The organism is Sphingobacterium sp. UBA6320 (genome assembly GCF_002440335.1).
Classification (GTDB): domain Bacteria; phylum Bacteroidota; class Bacteroidia; order Sphingobacteriales; family Sphingobacteriaceae; genus Sphingobacterium.
The window spans coordinates 149,875-171,210 of sequence record NZ_DJTA01000006.1; the positions used below are offsets into that span (position 1 = coordinate 149,875).

The window sequence follows — 21,336 nt, forward strand, 5'->3', positions numbered from 1 at the left end:
TGGATGAAATTGTGAAGGAGTTTTGATTAGTGGATCAGGCGAAACATATCTACCAAAAATTTCAGACCTTCTTTAGAATGCATATTTTCCATAGATTGCAGCGTCACCTCAGTGATTTCGGCAGCACGCTGGCACATCGCCCTTTCATATTTTGAAATAGCCGTTTTGGTGTCGCTGACATCTGGTGCTGTAAGTTGTTCTACGAGTTCCAGTGCATCCAACATAGCCATATTTACCCCTTCACCAGCGTAGGGAGGCATACGATGTGCTGCATCACCCAACATCGTTAGGTTCGACAAACTTTCCCATTGCTGGTCGGGAGGAAAGTGATATTGCGGACGTGGGACAAAATAACTGTCATCACTTTCAAATAGTTCATGCCATTCACTCCCCCAATCGGCAAAACGCTCTTTAAACCAATCGTATATTTCCTGCTTGTTTTCAAAGTTGATACCCGAAGTTTTTACCCAGTCTTCTCTTTCCTTAGTTCCGGTGTAAAAGGATAGTGATCCATCGCCTTTTGCACTTAGAATAATGCTTTTTTCCATTCCCAGCGCAAATATTTTTCCCCCTTTAACCAGTTTCCAGAGTTCCGGCGCATGGGTGGCTGCATGATAAATATTTCCCTCTACAATGGTTAAGCCTGAATAAATTGGATCAATATTGGTGAGGTATTTTCTAAGTTTTGAATTTGCACCATCTGCAGCAATGACCAGATCAGCGTACACTGCACTGCCATTATCGAAGCAGATATTCCACCCATTATTGAGGGGCTGCATCGATACAAATTTCGAATTCCAGACCATGGTATCTTTTTCAAGAGCAGCAATAAGCAGATCGCGGAATGGTCCCCTGTCAATTTCCGGACGGAAAGAAGCTCCGCTTGTCTCTACCGGTGTTCCACTCGTATGATCGTCAACATGTATCACCGCATTGTGGTCGGTTAAACGCAGTTTATCGGCATGGGGACGATAGTGTTTTTTAAATTCATTTAACAAATCAGCGGCAATCAAGGCCTTCAGTCCCGATTCCTCATGTAAGTCCAAGGTGGCACCTTGCTGTCGCACATATTGGTCTTTATCCCTTTCATACACTTTTACCTTATACCCCTTCATCTGTAACAATCTGGCAAGGATCAGTCCACCAGGACCACCTCCAACAACGGCTATTATTTTATTTTTCAATGACATCATTTTTTCATTTTGATAACACAAAATTATCTAGACTGTACCGAATATAATAATTGAATAAGGCTTAAAAATAGTCGTAAACGGCTTTTTAGACAGTCAAATGACCTAAGCTTATTTTCGGCATTCCCGTCTTTTTAGGCAGCAAACGCCCCATGTCAGGGACAGTACAATAGCAATTACAAATCAACTACGGTTAACTGGAAAATTAATTGATCCTGATCATCGTGCAGTAGCAAATACCGAGTTGATAGCTGCCGCACCAATGCTGTTGGAGAACTGTTGCACTGCAAAAATATTGTTGTATAATGATGTAAAATAGCTTATTTTAGTCTAGAAATACTCGTAAGCGGTATCATGAAAATTGACATTAAATCAAAAGATGGATTAGGAATGCTCGCCGCTTTTGCCCAAAAAGTAGGTAGCACCATCGAAAATGGAAGGGTAGAAGTGCCCGAAGAGGTTGGAGGAGGCTTTATACAGGGCTATAGTTTTGATGAGCGATTGCGGATGATGATATTGAACTATCAGCTCCATGAAGACTTTGCTATTAGCCGGAGCAATCAGCCGACTCATATGCTCCTATTTAACTTTCAACATATTATCAATTCCCCTCTATCGCAAGCAGGAGCCAAATTCCAACCTTCGGTTCAAATTACGACCCAAGGATTAAATGTGGAACTTTTTGTTCCAAAAAACACCGTTCAAAATTCGATCTCATTGAGTATTGATGCCAGTTACCTACGAGAATTGATAGGACTGCGCATAGATCATCCTTTGGTAAATACCATTTTGGAAAATAAGCAACCCTTATTGTTTGAGGAGTTGGTATGTATTCCGCTGCTGGAGGTTGTCGATGATATTGTGACCAGTAAGGTGCCGACACTGCTTCATGATTTTTACTATAAGCTAAAAACGCAGGAACTCATTTGTCAATTACTGATTTCGCTTGTCAGCCGGGATGACAAGAAAGTGCACGCTTTGAATATTGCCGATATCAAGATGCTGTATCAAGTAAAAGAACGGTTATTAGATAATCTCCAAGAAGCACCTTCAATTGCCGAACTATCAAAATTTAGCGGTATGAGCGAAACTAAATTAAAAAGATTGTTTCACCAGGTATTTGGTAAGAGCATCTTTCAGTATTTCCAAAATTTCAGAATGCAGGAAGCTGCCCGCTTGCTGAGAGAAGAACGGCTGTCTGTTTCGGAAGTGGGATATCAGCTTGGTTTTTCCAATTTGGGTCATTTCACCAAAGTTTTTGAAGCGGTAATTGGAGTTAAGCCCAAAAAGTATAGTCAGTTAAGTCATGAAGTTATTTGAAGGATTACTTATGTTGAATACCAGGGTCAGATCCAAAGGTTATTGATACGATTAATCTAATTGAAGATTGTCCTTAGTAGATTCAAAGTCTTTTTTTACAGCCATTCGTCGATCATGAAATGATTTTTAAATGCAAAAAAAAATGTAGTTAATTAGCATTTAGCTAATTACTACATCAAAAATACCGAGAATTAGAATAATTCTCGAATTCTTTTATCTTGCTACGCGCACATTGAATGCGTTAACACCTTTTTGACCGTTTTCTACTTCGTAAGTAACACTTTCGTTTTCGCGAATGTCATCCATTAAACCTGTTGAATGTACAAATACGTCCTGACCACCGTTTGCTGGTGTAATAAAACCGAAACCTTTGGTAACGTTGAAGAATTTTACTGTTCCTTGTTGCATTATATTATTGTTTTTATTGAAAATTATTTAAATCTGAACTTTTGTAAAGTCATCCAATATGACTTACAGAAGTTAATCGATCTGCTAGAAAGAAAAAGGAGGTGTGTAATTTGAAGGTTGATTGGAGTCAAGCTCTAAGAGTACTGCGCACTTTTTATGAATAACAAAAATTAGCAATTGATAGGTGAAGAAAAGGCAGATAGGAAATACCTACTTTTTTTAACTTGCCGCAATCATGCTTGATTCTATCACAAAGGTAAGTTAAAATTATTTATAATCAAAATATTTTTTCAAAAAGAATCAATTTTTATTTTTTGTAAAATATTAAAACTGTTACTCAATAATTAGTTTAAATTTCAATATCGTGCTTTTATCCATGTTTAACAACAAAATCAAAGCAATCTAACGAAAGGGGTTGGTAAATATTTAGTAGCTACTTTATAAAACCATGATTTGATGATCCATAAAAAAGTTTGTACGTGCGGCGATGATCTCAACCTAATAAATAATAAAATTATATTATTTCCGATAGCAATTGAGATCAATAATACCTCAAATCAATTTTTTTGTTAAGTAAATACGTCTATAGTTTTTAGGATAGTCTTTTATTTCACCGATGATTTTATAGCCATTTTTTAGATAAAATTCTTCGGCTTGGAAGTCGAATGTGTCCAAGACTGCAATGGTGGCGCCATTTTCTATTGCGACTGTTTCCATATGTTTTAATAATGTGGAACCTAATCCTTTTGTTCTATATTCTTCTTTTACCCAAAGGATATTTATTTCTAGACCCAAGTAACAATCTATTCCGCCCAATACTCCGGCAATTTCTAATCCATGCTCATTTTTTACAATAAATTCAAGCGGTTTCCAATTTTCCGATAGGGCAGGCACCTTTAAAAAATTATATTCATTAATTCCATCTACAATTCTTTGGGCATTTTCCGGAGTACATACTTCTATTTTAAAATTCTGATCACCAGTCATAGTTTATTTTTATTTGTAAGTATAAAGAAAAACTAGGATAAAGCACGTGTTACATCGGAATAGACTCTCTCTTTTTTAAATATCCAGCGATCGTAGTGCAAAAATATGGATATCCATCACATAGATCAGGGTAGATAATAATGTCTGGTTCGGTGGAAATGTAACCGTATTGCCCGCGTTATCATTGGAGATAATTCATATTATTGGAGCAGGTAGTGTTCTCATTTTGACTCTATGGGTGTATCAAATGTTGATGAATTAGTAAGAGAAGCAAAAGAAGATTATAACAAATCGACACAAGAAACTGGAAAATAAAATAAATTTCTAATGACTTTATTCTTCTAAAAATAACGTTTTTGCGCAAAGAATATTATTCTTCAGATACATAGTACTTTAAATCAGCCGAAAACACGTTGAAAATTAGCCTTACACACATGGACCAAAAAATAATGTTAATCCATACCGGTATTTTGCCCTCACTCAGTTGCAAAGTCAAAGTACCACCATATCCTGTAATCACAATAACAAGCATATTATAAATAACAAATAGGAAGACGCATACCGCGTTGAATAATGAGTATAGTCCCCCATATAGATGCGGTACCAATAATCAGAAGTTATTTGATAAATTACTTCAAATAGGCAAGAAGTGCAGTACAAAGCGAAAAGAATCCATTGATATGCGTTTAAAATCAGCCCATCTTTGTAATATTAAAAATAACAACAATAACAAATTTGGAGATCATGAAAAATTTACTTTTAACAATCGGACTGATTACAGCATTAATATCCAGTAACGTACTGGCGCAACAATCGCCAATCAAGCGTACAGATCTACAGCGACATAATCTTGGGGTTTTGGGATATGAAACCATTCAGGCCAGAATCGACCTAGAACCTGGTGCAGCTGTCGCCATGCATTCGCATCCCGGAGAAGAGGTGATTTATGTGCTTGAAGGAATATTTGAATATCAGTTGGAAGGGGAGAAGCCCGTTGTCCTGAAAGCAGGTGAAGTCCTCTTTGTGCCGGCAGGAAAAAATCACTCTGCGAAGAATATCGGTAAATTCAGGGCTTCCGAACTTGCTACATACATCGTCAAAAAGGACAAGCCGCTGCTTGTATTCAAAAAATAATCTGATTTAGTTAATCTTTTAAGCTACTATACTGTTAAATGCGACCTATTTTGATAACGTAAGGTGATTATTTAGAAAAAGGTATTAAAAAATAGTAATATGAGAACAAATGAGCCATTCTTAACTTATTGAAGCGAAGAATAGCTCGTTTGTTTTGTAATTTTGAATGACCCATGGTTAGCATGGATGAAAATTATCTAATCTGTCATCAACATAATTTGTTATTCAATTTTTATATGATAATTTTAGCCTTTATGACATTGTTGGATTTTAAGTAAATATGATGAGTCATCAAATAAAAAGAAATCCTGCACGCATTACTGCCATTTTATTCCCTATTTTTACATAGAATTTTTTTTTAAAGATATCTACATAGCAATCTTTTAAATCACATCATGATCAAGGAATTTTCATTCAAAAAATTTGGCAACTTAGAATTCAGTAAAACCTCCGTCCAAAGCGATTCCCTTACTAAAATAACCGAACATATTAAAGTTCTGTTTATTCCTAAAAATGCGACCATTCAAGTAGATTTTCAGGAGATAGCAATGAAAACAGATACCTTACTGTTCATTAATCCCCATGTTATTTTAAAACCTTGTGAAACCATTGGTGGGCAATTAATTCATTTTAACAAGGACTTTTATTGCGTAGAAATTCATGATCATGAAGTTGCCTGTGATGGTATTCTTTATAACAATGTGTTTGAAATTCCATTTATAAGTCTGAATGAAGAACAGTCTGCTGAGATCCAAAAAATAATCGGCGATATTCAGGCTGAATTGAAAAATGAAGATTCGGGTACGGAAGAAATGTTGAGGACATTATTGAAACTGATTATTCTAAAATCTACACGTATCTGGAAGCAACAGCATCAATTAGCTGAGAATATACAGCAGGGCGATGTCCAATTCCTGCGTAAATTCAGTAAATTGGTTGAACAACATTTCAAGAAACTTCATACCGTCGCCGACTATGCGGATCTGCTTTGTATTACGCCAAAAAATTTAAGTAAAAAAATTAGCTTAGTAAGTAAAGAAACTCCAAATGATATTATAAAAAAACGTATAATTCTAGAAAGTAAGCGCCTTTTAGCACATACCATAATGAATGTGAAAGAAATTGCTTACACATTGAATTATGAAGACGACGCCTATTTTGTCCGTTTTTTCACAAAACATGCAGGTATTTCACCAACAAACTTTAGGAAACAGTTTTAATACGCTATTTCATTTATTCCCAATAAAGCGCAATCTATAAGGCTGTGCTTTTTTCATGTTTGCACCTTCCTATTTCTAAAAAACAGGCTATTCTTCTTCCATTAAGATTCATTTGGGCAAAAAGTGCAATTCAAAGCGAAAAGCATCCATTGATGCACCTTCGAAATTACCCCAACTTTGTAATAACAAAAGAGAACAATAACAATTAAATAGTAAAGACATGAACAAGTTTACAGTAAAAGACGGAACAGAAATTTATTTCAAGGATTTGGGGGTAGGCCAACCGATATTTTTTCACCATGGATGGCCATTGTCATCAGATGATTGGGATGCTCAGATTATGTTCTTCCTAGAGAAAGGATTTAGAGTGATCTCCCATGATAGAAGAGGTCACGGAAGATCTGCTCAAACGTATCAGGGTAATGACATGGATACTTATGCTTCCGACGTAGCAGAATTAGTAGATTTTCTGGAGCTGAAGGATACCATCCATGTGGGCCATTCAACAGGTGGAGGTGAAGCGATAAGATATGCTGCGCAATATGGAAAGGATCGGGTATCAAAAGTTGTTTTAATAAGTGCAATTACGCCTTATATGATTGCTGATGTCAATAATCCAGAAGGAGTTCCGCTAGCAGTTTTTGATGATATCCGCTATAATACGCGTCATAATAGACAGCAATTTTATCATGATCTTACAGTACCTTTTTACGGTTACAACAGAGAAGGTGCCGTCATTAAAAAAGGTATTCAGGACAACTGGTGGAGACAGGGAATGATGGGTGGTATTAAAGCACAATATGATTGTATCAAAGTCTTTTCGGAGACCGATTTCACTGAAGATCTCAAAGGTGTTGAAATACCCGTTTTGGTTCTTCATGGAGATGATGATCAAATTGTACCCTATGCAACCACTGCCGTTAAAGCTGCAGAACTTTTAAAAAACAGCAAACTGATCATTTATCCCGGATTCTCTCATGGTATGCCCACCATTAATGCTGATGTAATCAATGAGGATATTTTATCATTTATAAGAGGGTAAAAATCATGTTGGGCAAAAAGCGCAATTCAAGGCAAAAGCCTTCCATGTTAGACCCCACAGAATAAAAGGAATTTTGTCTTATCAAAAAATAACAATAATAATAAATATTTAAAGAACATGAAAAATTTAACTTTAGCAATCATATTATTTACAACACTGATTTCAAATGCCATTTTTGCACAAATTAAAAGACCACCGGCATCTTTTGGAAGAGAGGAATATATTGAAGTAGAGAGGAATGTGAAGCTTCATGTAACCGATCTTGGTGAGGGAGAGCCTATCGTTTTAATTCATGGATGGCCATTGAGTGACGCCATGTACGAATATCAGTATACCGATTTCATTCAAAAAGGCTATCGGGTTATTGGTATCACTTTAAGAGGATTCGGATTATCTGATAAACCGGGCGGGAAATATAATTATGATGTATTTGCCGATGATATCAAGGTTGTTTTAGACAAGTTGAATGTTAAAAATGCTACAATTGGTGGATTTTCCATGGGTGGTGCTACAGTGATTCACTATGTCGCCAAATACAATGCAGCCCACGTTTCCAAAATGGCATTATTTGGGGCTGCAGCACCGATCTGGACAAAACGAGCAGACTTTAATTATGGCCTATGGACTAAGGAAGATGTTAATGGATTGATCAATTTGAACAATACTAACCGTCCTGAACTATTTGCCACTTTCGGTAAGATTTTTCCAGCCAATGAAACTAGTGTATCCGAAGGTCACGGCGCTTGGTTGGGACTCATCCAGGCTCAAGCATCACCTTATGCAATGGCTGAAGGATTGAAAACTTTGAGAGATAGTGATTTACGTGATGATCTGAAAAATATAACAATTCCTGCTTTAATCTTGCATGGTAAGTTAGATAAAATCTGTTCTTATGACCTTGCAGAACAAATGAATGCCTTACTAAAAAACTCAACTTTAGTTCCTTTCGAAAAAAGTGGTCATGCACTGTTTATTGAAGAGCTAGATAAATTTAATGGCGAATTATTAAAGTTCATCAAAAACTAGAGCACTCCAGCATGAGGTTAGTTTAGAAAGCTAACCTCATTTTTCATCTTAAATCAATTGAAACGAACCATATTCTTTTACTTTTCATAACATTGACATTTTTGTCCTGTAGCACACAAACACAAATCGTAGCAGAGCGAGAGCTAACAGAAAGGTGGTAAGTAAACCTGAAAGGACAGATGGGTTTTGTACCAATATTTCCAGTTTCTTTCAAGAGAGTTAGTTATGATCTGCAAAATATGTTTGTAACGGCTGCGGTCAATTATCGTATTTGGTAGTTTTCATTACTATATGGACAGAAATTTATGGATAATCTGCATTTCTACAAATTGTAATTAACAAGCATATCCCATAAAAAAACCACCATTTAAAACAAATGGTGGTTTTTTTAGTTGAATTTCATCCTGAAAATGTTATAGAAAGACTTCTAGCTTATTCTTACATTCTATTTTAAAGGAATTCGTTTGGCCAATGTTTTCAATGCCCCTTTATAAGAATCTACACCACCCATAAATGGTTTTCTTGAATCCGAAAATAGCTGTCTTCCATTAGCATCGTAAATCGTCATCAAGACCTTTGTGTCATAAATTGTAGTTGTGTAGGAATTATTGGACTGGTATACGCTGCCCTTGCTTTTATCATCTTTCTTCTTATCGTTATATGTAGCAGATCCTGATCCGAAACTGGATGTTCCTTTATTCTCAATATCTCATAAACTCCTAAGATAATATAGTCTACTCCAAGTAGTTTGGCAAGTTCCTCAGGAGTGTGATTTGCGATATCGGCAATATTAATATTTGATTTAGCAAGGGTAGCGTTTGTCGTTCTAGGATCTTGGATTTGGAAAGAAAGAGATCTTGATCGCAATGCCTCAGCGCAGGCCTGTTGTATTTCTCGTCTCATGACATCCGTTGTCAGTCCCTGATCGTTGCTCGCAATTTCAAATGGGACAATAGCAAGTTTATTTCCGTTTGACACGCTGTTCATCTGACCAGTAGTTGTATTGCCTGCATTGGAAGCTGTGTTCGTTTCTTTAAATAATTCTACTCTTCCATTGCCAAAAACAATCTTTTCGATTAATGACTTTTTAAGTTCATATTGAAGTTCTTCTCCTGTATAATTAAACTTGACGATTTCATCTCCGATTGTAAGTACTTTGCCTTTTTTTTGACCACCATCTAAAAGATATACAGTATCTTCTTTCTGTTGGGCAATTAGGCTAGAAATGCTCAATATTAGTGAGAATAGAAAAACTAATACATGTAAATTCTTTTTCATAAATAGATGTTTAAATAATTTCTAAATGTTTTTTATAAAACATCTATTCTTAAAAAAGGTTCAAAAAGAAACAATGTTTTTAAAATCCATATCGTAATTTTTGTGTATTTAAATACGCTAGTTATTTTACATTTAAAACTAACTATGCAGGCACTACCCTGGATGATATGCAACGTCTGTTTCCGACAGCCGTAAAAGGTAGGTTGGGTATGGACAAAGAAGGAAAACTGTGGGTCATACAGTTAAAAGAGGATGTAAATGGCAGCTCCGATGGGCATATCAAAATATTTTTTAAGAATGGAAGGGTATATTTTATGCACTGGTGGTTTCCTTGCTAGAATGTAAGGATGGCACATGAAATGACCGATGGATAGTTAAAAGGAACCAGCTATTAAAATTTCAATGCACATGAAAATTAAGTTTTTGAAAAAAATATCAGTAATTGTTTTTCTGTCCATAGTGGTGCTATCCTGTGATCAGAAAGGAACAACAAACCGTGGTTTCCCATCCAAAGCAAGGCAAGTATCTGTCGCAAATGAAGGGCCGGCACCTCTTAAGTCCAGACCACAAACTATTGAATTGGCAATAGAAAAAATAAGTAGCGCAGAATTCCTTTCTGCAAAACAACGTGCTAAAGTAAATATCCCTTTGGAGAAGATTACAGATTTAAAGATCGTTCAGGAAAAATTGACAGGAATCGTAGAATTTGAAGATCAGGGAAATTACCTGGGTATAAAAAAAATCAATTTCAGGAATGGTGATTTTGTCCAAAATGAGGTTGACCTCAGTGAATGTGCTTTTGTTTCATACTTTCCTTCCGAGGACGTTTTGCTATTGGAATGCGGCCACACCATGGATGTAAGTTTTGATCTGTGTACGGGACAGACTACCTATGAGATAGGAAACCTCAACTTGGTGACCATATCACCATCTGGAAAATACAGATTGAACAAGGTATTCGAAGGGCAGGAGTGCTACAGCCATTTTATCCAGGTAAGGGAGAATGGTAAATTTAAAAAGATCGCCGAGCTCAATGATTTCTTTGAAAAGAAAATCGGCAAATGGCTTTGCGTAATAGAGCAGGAATTTTGGTCAGACGATTCTACTCTTTATTTTGGGCTGTTGACCGAATATAAAGAAGAAGGAAACGAATATGAATTTTATAGAGTAAACATGAACAATGGTCGTAATTAACTGGAAAATATCCAAATCGATCAATTCTTATAAGTAATTTACTGTTTAATCATATGTTTAGTTAAGGTCATGTCGCTAGATGTGGCTTTTTTTGTGTCCGGCAAGCAAGACTAGGTTAACAAGTTGATGCTTTTTTTTGACTGCTAGCCGACAACAAACGTTTACAAACGACTACAAACGTTTAATAACCGGCTAATAATTTTAGTTTTTCTGATGTTTGCTTAGCAATAGTTAATTATTTCAGCAAATGCTAAAATTATGAAAAATCACGTTCAACCCGTTTTTATTGATCCGACTACCGATGAGGGCTTCAAACGGTTATTCGGAGACAAGATCAACCTAATTAATTTTCTCAATATTATCTTTCGTGGTCGAAAGACCATCACAGACCTTACTTATCGGGATACCGAGCGTATTGGTGCAACCGAAGAGATCGGCAAAGTTATCTTTGATTTGGTAGTCCAGATCAGTACAGGAGAAGAGATCATCATCGAGATGCAGACCAGCAGTCAGGCTAATCTAAAGCAACGCATGCTCTATTATGCCAGCAAGGTTATTTCAGACACAGCACCCAAAGGAAACCGCAAAGCCTGGGGTTATGCCATTCCCGAGGTTTACACCATTGTCCTGATGGATGGTTTTCATATGCCAGGAGGTGATCGGAGTACATATTTTCATGATACTTGCCTGTGTAATAGAGATTCAGGGAAAATTTTTTACGAGGGTTTGGGGTTTATCTATTTAGAAATTATTAACTTTGTTAAAAGCGAAGCTGAGGTTGAAGACGAACTGGATAAAGTATTTTATATGCTCAAGAATATGTCAACGTTAAAGACCTTGCCACGAATTATGAATTCGACCGTATTTCAACGCTTCTTTCAGTTGGCCAGCTACGCAAAATTGACAAAGGAGGAACGAACTATGTATGATATTAGTTTAAAACGTAAATGGGATGCCGAAGCAGTGCGCATGTACCAAGAAGGACTTGAAAATCAATTGGAAGGACTTGAAAATCAATTGCAAGAAGCTAAAAAAGCTGTTGTAATTGCTAAAGCCGAAGGCGAGCGCAAAAAAGCTATTGAGGCAGCATTAGAGTTCAAGAAAATGGGTTTACCTATTGCAGATATTGCAAAAGGTACTGGTCTTAGTATTGACGAAATCGAAAAGCTGAAATAAACGATCTTAGATCATATAAATAAAAACAAACAAAGCCATTCTCCGAAGAATGGCTTTGTTTGTTTACCCTCCTTACGACTTGCCGTATTTTTTAATCAAACCGATCAACACAAAAATCCCGTTTCAGCAACAGCTTTTATTGTATCCAATGCTCTGAGTTAGAACGTCAAATATCAATAGGTTATTTTGAACGTACCATGATCGGAAATACAAAACTCTCAACATTGTTGAGAGAATTTAATTTTGGTATAACAAATGCATTTATAGATAGTTATATTTTTGATTTTCTGAACCTTCCAGAGCCATATAACGAAAGTGATCTACAAAGAGGCTTAATTCATCAAATGAAAAATTTCATTTTAGAACTAGGAAAAGAATTTTTGTTTATTGCCGAAGAATATAAAGTACAAGTTGGGAATAGTGATTTTTATGTTGATTTATTATTTTATCATCGAGGATTACAATGTCTGGTCGCTTTTGAGTTGAAAGCCGACAAGTTTAAACCCAAACATTTAGGGCAATTGAATTTCTATTTCGAAGCTCTAGACCGTGATGTAATAAAAGCTAATGAAAATCCTAGTATTGGCGTTTTACTGTGTAAAGACAAAGATAGCGAAGTAGTAGAATATGCTTTAAGTAGAAGCCTTTCACCCACAATGGTTGCCGAATACCAAATGCAATTACCTGATAAAAAATTACTACAGCAAAAATTGCAAGAGCTGTTTGAGAATAATCAAGTATAACAGCAATAAAATGCAAATCAGCAGATCTTTATTTGATGGTTATTTGATGATAGGAATGTTTTTAGACATAACGTCTTCTAAATCAGCTGCAAATTATTTGATGGTTATTTCATTATCATATTTCGCATTGACTTAGAAACGTTATTATTCTCGGATTACAACAGATAAATCAATCTCCACCTACCAAGATACGTTTACAGGAGCCTCCCGATTTGTTTTTGGCTCCACATACAGACGATGTTGGCTTGGTACTACCGCCATTACTTCCTCCATTGCCCGAGTCTGCATTTTTATAGGCGCCATAGACTCCATATCCATACCTCTTTATGCATTATAGGTTATATCAGTTTGGTTGTATCCCACATCACCATATACAGTCTCTATGTTTTTAGTATATACGCATTTATTGTCTGTTTAGATGCTAGCAATGTCTTGATGATAGCTTTAGCTCAAAGCTGATCTTCTGATCAAATCCATATTCCCACTTTCCTTCTGTATGTTTTACTGTTTTATGGCATTGGATTTATCGGTGTAGGTGATTTCACAACTCCTAAATTCCAATTCGTAGGTGAATTCATCAATTGGTTGTTCTCTTATGGGCTCTTGGTTTTTGCTGCACGCGTCTTGGCTGAAGATATTAGTGTATGTATTTTTTTTAACCAAAAATTATTTAAAATCATAAAATGTCATTGAATGAAATTTTTTTCATTCAGATAATCAATATTTTATCGTTTTGTAAGTGTTTCGTTTAAAATTCCCTGAGTTAAGAAAAAAAATATTAGTATGTTTGTAGAAATATTTAGGGGTTAATTATTCTTTTGAGAAATAATATAGAATTATAAGTTTTTATTATAATAATTTAGAAATCTTAATAAATATCAGGAATAATTTGAAAAATTATTTACAAAAGAAAGAAATGAATAAACATTTTATTTATCCACTCGTAGCTGGGATTTCATTATTATCTTGTCAAAAAGATAATTTACCGGTCGGGCCTGGAATTGAAAGTACAGTTGCGGTCAACGCATTATCTCAGTCTAATTTGGCTAGAATTGAGTTTTCTAAAATACTTTCAAAGGCTGTTTATGACAGCAAAGATTTAAGGAATTTTATAAAAGAAATAGCCATTGAACAATTCGATAATGATTATGATGTATTTTATCCTTTTATTAAAGATAAAATAGTTAAAGATGGAATGTCATTTCGAGAAATACTCTTGCAGTATACGGATAACGAAAATACGCTTAAAAGTATCGAAGCCTCTTTGCCATTACTGAATATATACGTTCCAGATCTAACGATGTTCAACGACTTTAATGCAGAGAAGTGGGATACAAATGACAACGATATTGTTGTAACTGCATTAAACTACGAATCTGAACAAACATTTTATGGAGATGGGAATAAATTATTTAGTCTTGCTAAAAATGAGATACCAGGTTTTCCATGTTTAATTGTGAAAGATAATGAGAGGTTGAAACAGAATATCAAAGTTAAGGGTATGAGTTCAACTAATTATGAGTTTCTCGATGATGTTTTTAATAAAAAATTAAATACCAAGGGAGCCGTTATTGTTGATGGAGTCGCGCATGGCTACAGAGATGATAATATTGTTGCGCCAGCGCAAATTGTTCAGCAGGCTTTTGCTGAATTTGGTATTGATCCTATTTACTGGCAAAGAGATTATATTTATTGGGGACTGTCAAAAACAAAACCAAAAAATGGAAGTTTCAACCCACAGGTAAGAGAATTTATCCATAAAGTTAGAGTCAATCCCAATATTTTTTATACCATTTCAGATCAGCCTAGTGATCCGAAATTAACATCTTTTCAGCATAGTAGCGACTTAAAAGATCCAGTTCCATGGGCGGATGTTGTGAGAAGAGTGTGGACTGACGGAAATTTTGAATTCAGATTCTATGTCTACAAAGGTAAGAGATCTGCAGGTAGTAATGCCGAAAAACCTGATATCAAGAATCTGAGTATATCTCCAAGGGATTTATTTACAGTCAAAAAAGTTAAGCATACCATTAAAGGGGGGGGTATCTTTCATCGAGATAAACATACCTATTCGATCGAGTCCATTAATGATCTCGAAGGTAAATGGTTTACTCCTAATGGTACAGGAATACAGCTAGAACAGTGGGATATTGCCGAGGAGTCGATGACCATGACTATTTTTGTAGAAGAATTTGATCCAGGAGAGATTGAGGAAAAAGAAATCACAGTATCAAACAAATATTCAAGTTCAGCAAATTTTAAATTAGATCTAGGTTTAGGTGGTCTACCTAAGAAACTTGTGAAGTTGGACTTATCATTTGGTATGTCTAGTCAGAAAGAGGAAACCAAAGTACAACGCACTAAATGGACTACGACCCATACGAGTGACGCACTTGGAAATGCTACATTCTATTTTTCTGATCCAATTTTAAAAGTTGATTATTGGAAAGACAAACCAGCAGTTCGAATTTATGATGGTTATTCAGTAGGTACAGGTTCTATCGATATTATGTTATTACCAAGACCTATATAAGGTTGAATCAAAGCTATCGCTATAGAGGAAATTCTTCTATAGCGATATCGAAATTAAAGATATATGAAAAAAAATATAATAGTAGCAGGGTTTATGATGATTGGATTATTAAGTTGTTCAAAAGATCATGTTGAGGTCAAGCCCTATATTCCAGGTACTTTTAGAGGTGAAATAGGAAGGCATGGTTTTTATTTAGAAAATGATAAATCAAGAAAAGTGATTAAAACTTTAGATGGCGATGCACAATCCATCAAATTCGAATTTGAATTAGATAACAGTTTTGATCAATTTATCATCTATAATCAACTTATTGTCAATTTAAAAGATATGAAGGCTGAGACCACATATAAAAGGTTTTTGCCCTACGTCGGTGATAACGGAGTAAATGAAAATTGGATTACTCTAATAACGAAGGATGGTAATATTGGAAACGAGAATGCAAAAATATATAGCACTTTGCAAGATCGAGAAACTTTTAACGTTCAAATTGAAAAAATTAGTGAATTACAATCTAAAGTTCCTGCGGTACAAGGAAGTATGAAAGGTTATCTGTTTAATGTGAAGAATCATAAAGACAGTATTTTGGTACAAGCTTCATTTTTGACTGAACCATTTCAATAAATCCATGTTCCTGTGAGAAAATGTAATGCTAAATGATATTAAATAAGTATAAAAAAAGATATCTGATCACATTTCTTTGTGTGGGTATTCTTCAGATATTTGCTTCATGTAAGAAGGATGATAAGCTGCCAAAAATTAATTCTGACATCACAACGATCATCTATATGGAAGCCAATAATAATCTGAGAGGAGAAGCTCGCAAAGCCATCCATGAACTGGAGGAAGGATTATTGAATACCAAGGCTAAAAGTAATATTCTGGTTTATATAAAGGATAATGATGATATCGGCTATCTTCTGCGAATAGTTGCAAATGCAGATCCATATCGAATAGTGAGCGATACGATCATGTCATTTCCTTTTTACCGTAAGTCAGATGCAAATCAGATTCGAGAAGTTTTGACTTATGTTGATAAAAGATATAACAGTGAAACTTATAATCTTGTGCTGTGGTCGCACGGTACCGCATGGTCTCCAGGCGCAGACTATTTATCACCACCAAAATCTAAATCTTTTGGAGAAGATAGGGGGCAACAAATTGATATTATAGCATTGAAAGATGCGCTTCCCATGCATTTTAATTTTATCGTTTTTGATGCCTGTTCGATGGCAAGTATTGAAGTGTTATATGAATTTAGAGACAAGGCAGACTTTATAATAGCTTCGCCGACTGATATCTTATCTGATGGGTTTCCTTATAAAGCTTTTGTTTCAGCACTTTCATATCCCGATCGAAATTCTTTAATTCGTATTGCCAACTCATTTTTCAATTATTACGATATTCAACAAGGACTTTATAGGTCAGCTTCGGTGTCCGTTACGGATTTATCCAAATTAAGTAAGTTAGCGTCATACCTTAAATTAAAATCCGATCATGATCGAGTATATGTAACAGACGATGTACAGAGATTGGATTTTACACCTGGATTTCCTGTTAAGCTGTATGACTTTAGTGACTTTATAACCAAAAATTTTAAACAAGAGGAAGCTGATGCCATCCGCAAATTAATGGATGAAGCCATCCTTTATAAAAATAATACCAAGGAATTTTTGGGTAACAAAATTTATAAATTCTCAGGTATTACCATTTCCTGTCCATTACCTGATGATCCTTTTTATACATATTACTCAGAATTAAGCTGGAACAGGGATAGTTTTTTCTTAAAATAACATAACAAAGCCATTCTGAGCAGAATGGCTTTGAAGTCTTCCATTTTTAATTAAATTAGTATGTCAATGCTCTAACTTTTTTTCTCCTATACTTCAAGTCCTTAATAGTGGGTAATGAATCCGAATTGTTATATGAAAATTAAGAAAAAAAAATCGGCGATGGATTCGATCCTAAAATAGGTATTAAAAACCTTGACGCAACTAAAATGAGCCACCGTCGATAGTTAATCTTTTATTAGTAATATAAGCATTTTTAATAATAGCAAATCTAAAGGACGCTACTGTAAAAAAATAGGATGCTGAAAAATGCATCCTATTTTTTTGTTTTCAGAATTAGTGATAGACACTTTATGTCATCTAGTTCATTCCAATAAATTTGAACTTGAACAATTGACAGGATGTTCCGTAATAATCCCAAAGGTGTAAGGTTGAATTACCGTCCATGCTACAGTTGGGGATATCCCAGCCACGGGTAGCATCCACTTTGGATAGGATTTTGTAATAACCATTGGAGATGGAGACTACCTGCCAGGACTGTGCATCATTGCTATAGTTCTCCCAAAGCCGAATTGAAGTTCCCAGCGTATTGCTGTTACTAGCCAGATCGATACAGCGATTTGTTGCACTGGCTTTAGACACAAAACGCCAGTAGCCATTGCCGGCGTTAATGGCAACCCACCGCTGTGCAGAAGCACCATTCCTCGTCCATGGTCTTAATACTGCACCATTGACGTCCTCTCCGGATTTTAAATCAAGTACTTTGTTGGGGTCGGTCTGAAATTCGATTTCATAAATACCATTATTGACCAGACTGCTGGTTTCGTTACAGTTTGCAACAGGATAGTTAGAGGCAGCATATTGCTGAAACCATTGCTTGCTTGGAGCTGCGCAGGCTTCCCAATCGTTGTTATAGGCTGTTCCTGCATTAGGATCACCCTTGTGTAGCAGATTATCTGGTGCAAGGAGGTTCCAGCTTACATTGCCGGATTGATCCACAATATATTTTAAATTGGCACCAAAGCCGTTTCCGCCTGCTGTGCCGGTTGTGCCGATGCCGAAGGTTTCATATCCCTGCGGTGCCCAGTCGGTCTCGGTAATAGCGATCGGTGCAATGTCAGCAATTGGCTTAACATTAATATTCCATGCATTTTGGAAGGATTGATAGTTGTTGACACCACCCCAGTAACCAGGGTATATGTGAACAGCATAACCAATATTACCACCGGTGATCTGGTTATTGACATAGCCTTGATAATGCGATTGCCAACCTGTACCTGGAATCCAGCAAATATTGTTGGCTCCGTTGTTGCGAATGATGTTGACTAATGGCTGAAAGAAGTTTTTGAGTGCTGCAAAGTGCGCATTCCCCGTTGTTCCCCATGTGCCGTTTGTTCCCAGGATCTCAACAGGTTCGTTGGCCAGTTCAAACATTACGTTGTCAGCATTCTTCAGTCCGGGGTGTTGCGAGAGAAAAGTCCATACGGTCTTGAGGTAGTTATGGTACGCATCATCGACTGCGATACGATGTGGGCATACACCTGGAGGACGTAGGATTACATACATACCTCGGCTTCGTGCATGGTTGATCAAAGGAATAATAACTTGATCAGTGTAGGTAACCAAACGGTTGTAATTGAATCTTGAGATATCGTTCTCAGGGATAGGCGAGCCGGGGTTATTGGTCCAATATGGGTCAATGTGAAGGCGGATGTAATTGAGGTGCCAGCCATCAGCAGTGCTGCTGAGCTTGTCCATGACAGCTTTGTTATAGTTCAGAGCCCCCTGCACATTATAATTGTCCCAAGTACAGTAGCCTGAATTCGCACCATATTGACAGCCATTGAACCAGGGACTGGGTGTTATGGCAACCCCATGTAAGACAACGTTATTGCCGCAGGGGTCTTTGAGGTGCCTGCCGCCGACATGCAGGGGTGGTGTCACCGCCAATGCAGAAGCATCGTTGTTGGTGTTGACTCTCAGGATTCTTTCGGATTCTTCCAGTAGAGTTTTTTCTTCCATCCGGGAGCATCCGAAAAAAATGGTTAGTAGAAAGGCCAGAAATAGCCACATTTTGTTTGTTCTCATAATTAAATATTTAAAGGGTTATTAATCTTCTTTTTTAGCTATTAATGCGTTGGTCAGAATAATGAAATCGTTTCCATTCAGTTTCAGATGTGAAACCTTTTCTTTTCCTGGATTCTTTACGCATGAAAGCATGGTATTATGGAAATATTGGTCATGTAAGTTGTTGTTTTATAAAAATAAATATATTATTAAATATAAATAAATATTTTTTCAAATAAAATTGACATATATATCAGTAGCGTCTTAAATAATTTTTTGGGCACGAAAAAAACCGTCTTCATCGCTATTTCAGGAAAGATTTTATTTCTTAACACTAAATGTACCTCTCTGTTCGGTTTAGAATAGCGTAAACTGACCTTTTTTATCGAGCGATTTACCTGAAATAAAGGGGTCTTCAGCCCATTTCCAGAAATCAATCTTGACGAAGATATTATGTTTAATAAAGTTGACCATAATGGACAGATTCCAGCTGTATTTCGCCCGCTTCTGACTATATTTAAAGAGCAATATTCCGATCAATGCCGTCTATATCTGGATGTACACTGCATTTTGGGATGTTCCCACAAAACTGGTGACCTTTAGTCTTCGTTTTGGATGTTTGAAGAATGTTTCAATCTCTTATCGTTTCAAATAAAGGACGCTACTGATTATTTATAAGATTTTCTCACTTGGATTGCAATAGTTGCATAGATGTAATGATGTCAATTTTTAAATTTACCTGAAGTCAAGCGTCAGAAGATAGTTTTATTAAGTGACAATATAGATCAGCGTGATTTTTTAATTAAGGAGCGTAAAAAAAATCAGGATTAAGATCTTTTTCATTTGCCTTTGATAATTTGAATGTCTTAAATTTTCTTGGAATTCCTATTGAAGGAAAAGGTTTACCATTTTGTTTTAAAATTAACTGCTCTATTAGATGGATTCTCAACATTTGTAATAAAGACTCTGTTGACTCCAATAATTGTCGCTATATCTGTTCGATTAAGTTTAAACACGTAATCAGTGATATATTGCTCAATTTGTCCACAGCATTAACATTAGTAAATGAATTAAAAGCTCAGTGTAATTTAAAATTGGCGTCAGATCGATCAAGTGAGTAACAGTCAATAGAGTAAATTATAAATCCACATCTAGCACGATATGGATTTTTTTGAGGTGGTATATTTTTACAGTATGATAGGGTGATAAAATTGTGTATCTATAGATTGTTAATGAATCAATACGTCTTTTTAGTTATACATCACGCCGATTCCAACATTAGCTACAAGCTTGTGGTATAAATAATGTCTTCCAATTAATGGTTTTCCAGCAAAAAGGAGTGGATGTTCAAGGTCATAAGGGATAATTGTCGACTCACATCTGCCCGCAATTTTTGTATTGATCTGGATCGGTAGGTGGTCTAATTTTGAAGGCTAAACACAACTCCTGTTGCTCCATAAAGATTAGCCATACTGTTGTAGATAGTCTAATTTTGAAGGCTAAACACAACACGATCAACAGCCTCCTCCGTAAGTCCCGTGTTGTAGATGGTCTAATTTTGAAGGCTAAACACAACCTTGGCTAAAATGGGATCAATATTAATTGGTTGTAGATGGTCTAATTTTGAAGGCTAAACACAACAGCGCGGCCATAAATACGATATGCCGATGGGTTCGTTCAGTGATTGGTTAGGAGCATTAAAATCATACACAAGTAGAAAAGTACAGGAAGCATTTTCTCTGAACGAAGCAGCTTGTAAAATTGTAGATTAAACGGATATTCGCAGTCATATTGTTGGCCAAATAGAGAATAGACATAGATATTTGCTGCGATCTGTATTACGCAATGTGTCTTTGGAGAATGCCAACACGTTTATTTTAAATGTAAAACTTTCCACAGTGGGCAAAAGTGACGATAAGATTGAAGAATTGATTTTTGAATTAACCAAGGTAAAGACGTTCAAGAGGCTAGTTGGTTTTATTTAGGCAACTCTATGGAAAATTAAATCAATAATTTGGTTAGTATTTATCTGCGTGTTCTAAAGAAAAGTCGACTTATTTGCTTTTGGCTTAGGGTCACCCTAATCTACTGCAATCTCCATATCTGTAAAATAGATTCTATCTATTTGAATTAATAGATAGACGAAAAAATATAATAAAAATTTTAGTATTTATTTATATTTTTTTTATAGTTTCGCTGATAATTGAATAAAAAGTATTATATTTAAGTAA

18 protein-coding genes are annotated in these 21,336 nt (G+C 35.8%); 12 read left to right on the plus strand and 6 right to left on the minus strand.

From position 1 onward, the window contains the following. Positions 1-26 precede the first annotated feature (26 nt). Complete coding sequence (locus tag B3P23_RS02630) at positions 27-1,193, minus strand: FAD-dependent oxidoreductase (protein WP_293924302.1); 1,167 nt, start codon at positions 1,191-1,193, stop codon at positions 27-29. Between the two features lie 351 nt (positions 1,194-1,544). On the opposite strand from B3P23_RS02630, the gene B3P23_RS02635 reads away from it, so the two are divergent. Next, complete coding sequence (locus tag B3P23_RS02635) at positions 1,545-2,510, plus strand: helix-turn-helix domain-containing protein (RefSeq protein ID WP_293924304.1); 966 nt, start codon at positions 1,545-1,547, stop codon at positions 2,508-2,510. A gap of 213 nt (positions 2,511-2,723) precedes the next feature. Here the strand turns inward: B3P23_RS02635 and B3P23_RS02640 are convergent, their stop codons facing one another. Further along, positions 2,724-2,918: a cold-shock protein gene (locus B3P23_RS02640; protein ID WP_094772339.1), complete on the minus strand. Its 195-nt coding sequence runs from the start codon at positions 2,916-2,918 to the stop codon at positions 2,724-2,726. Positions 2,919-3,470: 552 nt separating this feature from the next. Then, positions 3,471-3,905, minus strand: a complete 435-nt coding sequence (locus tag B3P23_RS02645; RefSeq protein WP_248755897.1) for a GNAT family N-acetyltransferase — start codon at positions 3,903-3,905, stop codon at positions 3,471-3,473. A 744-nt stretch (positions 3,906-4,649) separates the two neighbouring features. Between B3P23_RS02645 and B3P23_RS02650 the strand changes: the two genes are divergently transcribed. The 4 genes from B3P23_RS02650 to B3P23_RS02665 all read left to right on the plus strand — a co-directional run bounded on the left by B3P23_RS02650 (position 4,650) and on the right by B3P23_RS02665 (position 8,327). Then, positions 4,650-5,039 (plus strand): cupin domain-containing protein, encoded by a 390-nt coding sequence (locus tag B3P23_RS02650; RefSeq protein ID WP_248755898.1) that lies wholly within the window; start codon positions 4,650-4,652, stop codon positions 5,037-5,039. A 395-nt stretch (positions 5,040-5,434) separates the two neighbouring features. Continuing rightward, positions 5,435-6,259 carry a helix-turn-helix domain-containing protein gene (locus B3P23_RS02655; RefSeq protein ID WP_248755899.1) on the plus strand — a complete coding sequence of 275 codons (825 nt, stop codon included), beginning with the start codon at positions 5,435-5,437 and terminating at the stop codon, positions 6,257-6,259. A gap of 220 nt (positions 6,260-6,479) precedes the next feature. Continuing rightward, on the plus strand, positions 6,480-7,301 hold the full coding sequence (locus B3P23_RS02660; RefSeq protein WP_293924308.1) for an alpha/beta fold hydrolase: 822 nt from the start codon (positions 6,480-6,482) through the stop codon (positions 7,299-7,301). 117 nt (positions 7,302-7,418) lie between these two features. Then, the gene (locus B3P23_RS02665; protein WP_293924310.1) at positions 7,419-8,327 is read left to right on the plus strand and encodes an alpha/beta fold hydrolase; all 909 of its coding nucleotides are present in this window, start codon (positions 7,419-7,421) and stop codon (positions 8,325-8,327) included. Between the two features lie 445 nt (positions 8,328-8,772). On the opposite strand, the gene B3P23_RS02670 is transcribed toward B3P23_RS02665, so the two are convergent. Both B3P23_RS02670 and B3P23_RS02675 read right to left on the minus strand, forming a co-directional pair. After that, the gene (locus B3P23_RS02670; RefSeq protein ID WP_293924311.1) at positions 8,773-8,895 is read right to left on the minus strand and encodes a hypothetical protein; all 123 of its coding nucleotides are present in this window, start codon (positions 8,893-8,895) and stop codon (positions 8,773-8,775) included. Further along, positions 8,895-9,605 carry a hypothetical protein gene (locus B3P23_RS02675; RefSeq protein ID WP_293924313.1) on the minus strand — a complete coding sequence of 237 codons (711 nt, stop codon included), beginning with the start codon at positions 9,603-9,605 and terminating at the stop codon, positions 8,895-8,897. Before B3P23_RS02675 ends, B3P23_RS02670 begins: the two co-directional genes overlap by 1 nt. 167 nt (positions 9,606-9,772) lie before the next feature. Here B3P23_RS02675 and B3P23_RS02680 point away from each other — a divergent pair, with 167 nt between their 5' ends. From B3P23_RS02680 to B3P23_RS02710, 7 genes are all read left to right on the plus strand, one after another. Then, a complete protein-coding gene (locus B3P23_RS02680) occupies positions 9,773-9,943 on the plus strand; it encodes a hypothetical protein (RefSeq protein WP_293924315.1) in 171 nt (56 codons plus the stop codon). 70 nt (positions 9,944-10,013) lie between these two features. Then, a complete protein-coding gene (locus tag B3P23_RS02685; RefSeq protein ID WP_293924317.1) occupies positions 10,014-10,799 on the plus strand; it encodes a hypothetical protein in 786 nt (261 codons plus the stop codon). A gap of 258 nt (positions 10,800-11,057) precedes the next feature. After that, positions 11,058-11,975, plus strand: a complete 918-nt coding sequence (locus tag B3P23_RS02690; RefSeq protein ID WP_293924319.1) for an Rpn family recombination-promoting nuclease/putative transposase — start codon at positions 11,058-11,060, stop codon at positions 11,973-11,975. A gap of 227 nt (positions 11,976-12,202) precedes the next feature. Further along, positions 12,203-12,718 (plus strand): PDDEXK nuclease domain-containing protein, encoded by a 516-nt coding sequence (locus B3P23_RS02695; RefSeq protein WP_293924320.1) that lies wholly within the window; start codon positions 12,203-12,205, stop codon positions 12,716-12,718. Positions 12,719-13,634: 916 nt separating this feature from the next. After that, positions 13,635-15,251 (plus strand): hypothetical protein, encoded by a 1,617-nt coding sequence (locus tag B3P23_RS02700; RefSeq protein ID WP_293924322.1) that lies wholly within the window; start codon positions 13,635-13,637, stop codon positions 15,249-15,251. Positions 15,252-15,314: 63 nt separating this feature from the next. Then, on the plus strand, positions 15,315-15,872 hold the full coding sequence (locus tag B3P23_RS02705; protein WP_293924323.1) for a DUF5025 domain-containing protein: 558 nt from the start codon (positions 15,315-15,317) through the stop codon (positions 15,870-15,872). Positions 15,873-15,904: 32 nt separating this feature from the next. Then, entirely contained in the window at positions 15,905-17,041 is a 1,137-nt protein-coding gene (locus B3P23_RS02710; protein WP_293924324.1) for a clostripain-related cysteine peptidase, read from the plus strand. Between the two features lie 357 nt (positions 17,042-17,398). Here B3P23_RS02710 and B3P23_RS02715 read toward each other — a convergent pair whose 3' ends face one another. Beyond that, positions 17,399-19,126 (minus strand): RICIN domain-containing protein, encoded by a 1,728-nt coding sequence (locus B3P23_RS02715; RefSeq protein WP_293924325.1) that lies wholly within the window; start codon positions 19,124-19,126, stop codon positions 17,399-17,401. Positions 19,127-21,336 lie beyond the last annotated feature (2,210 nt).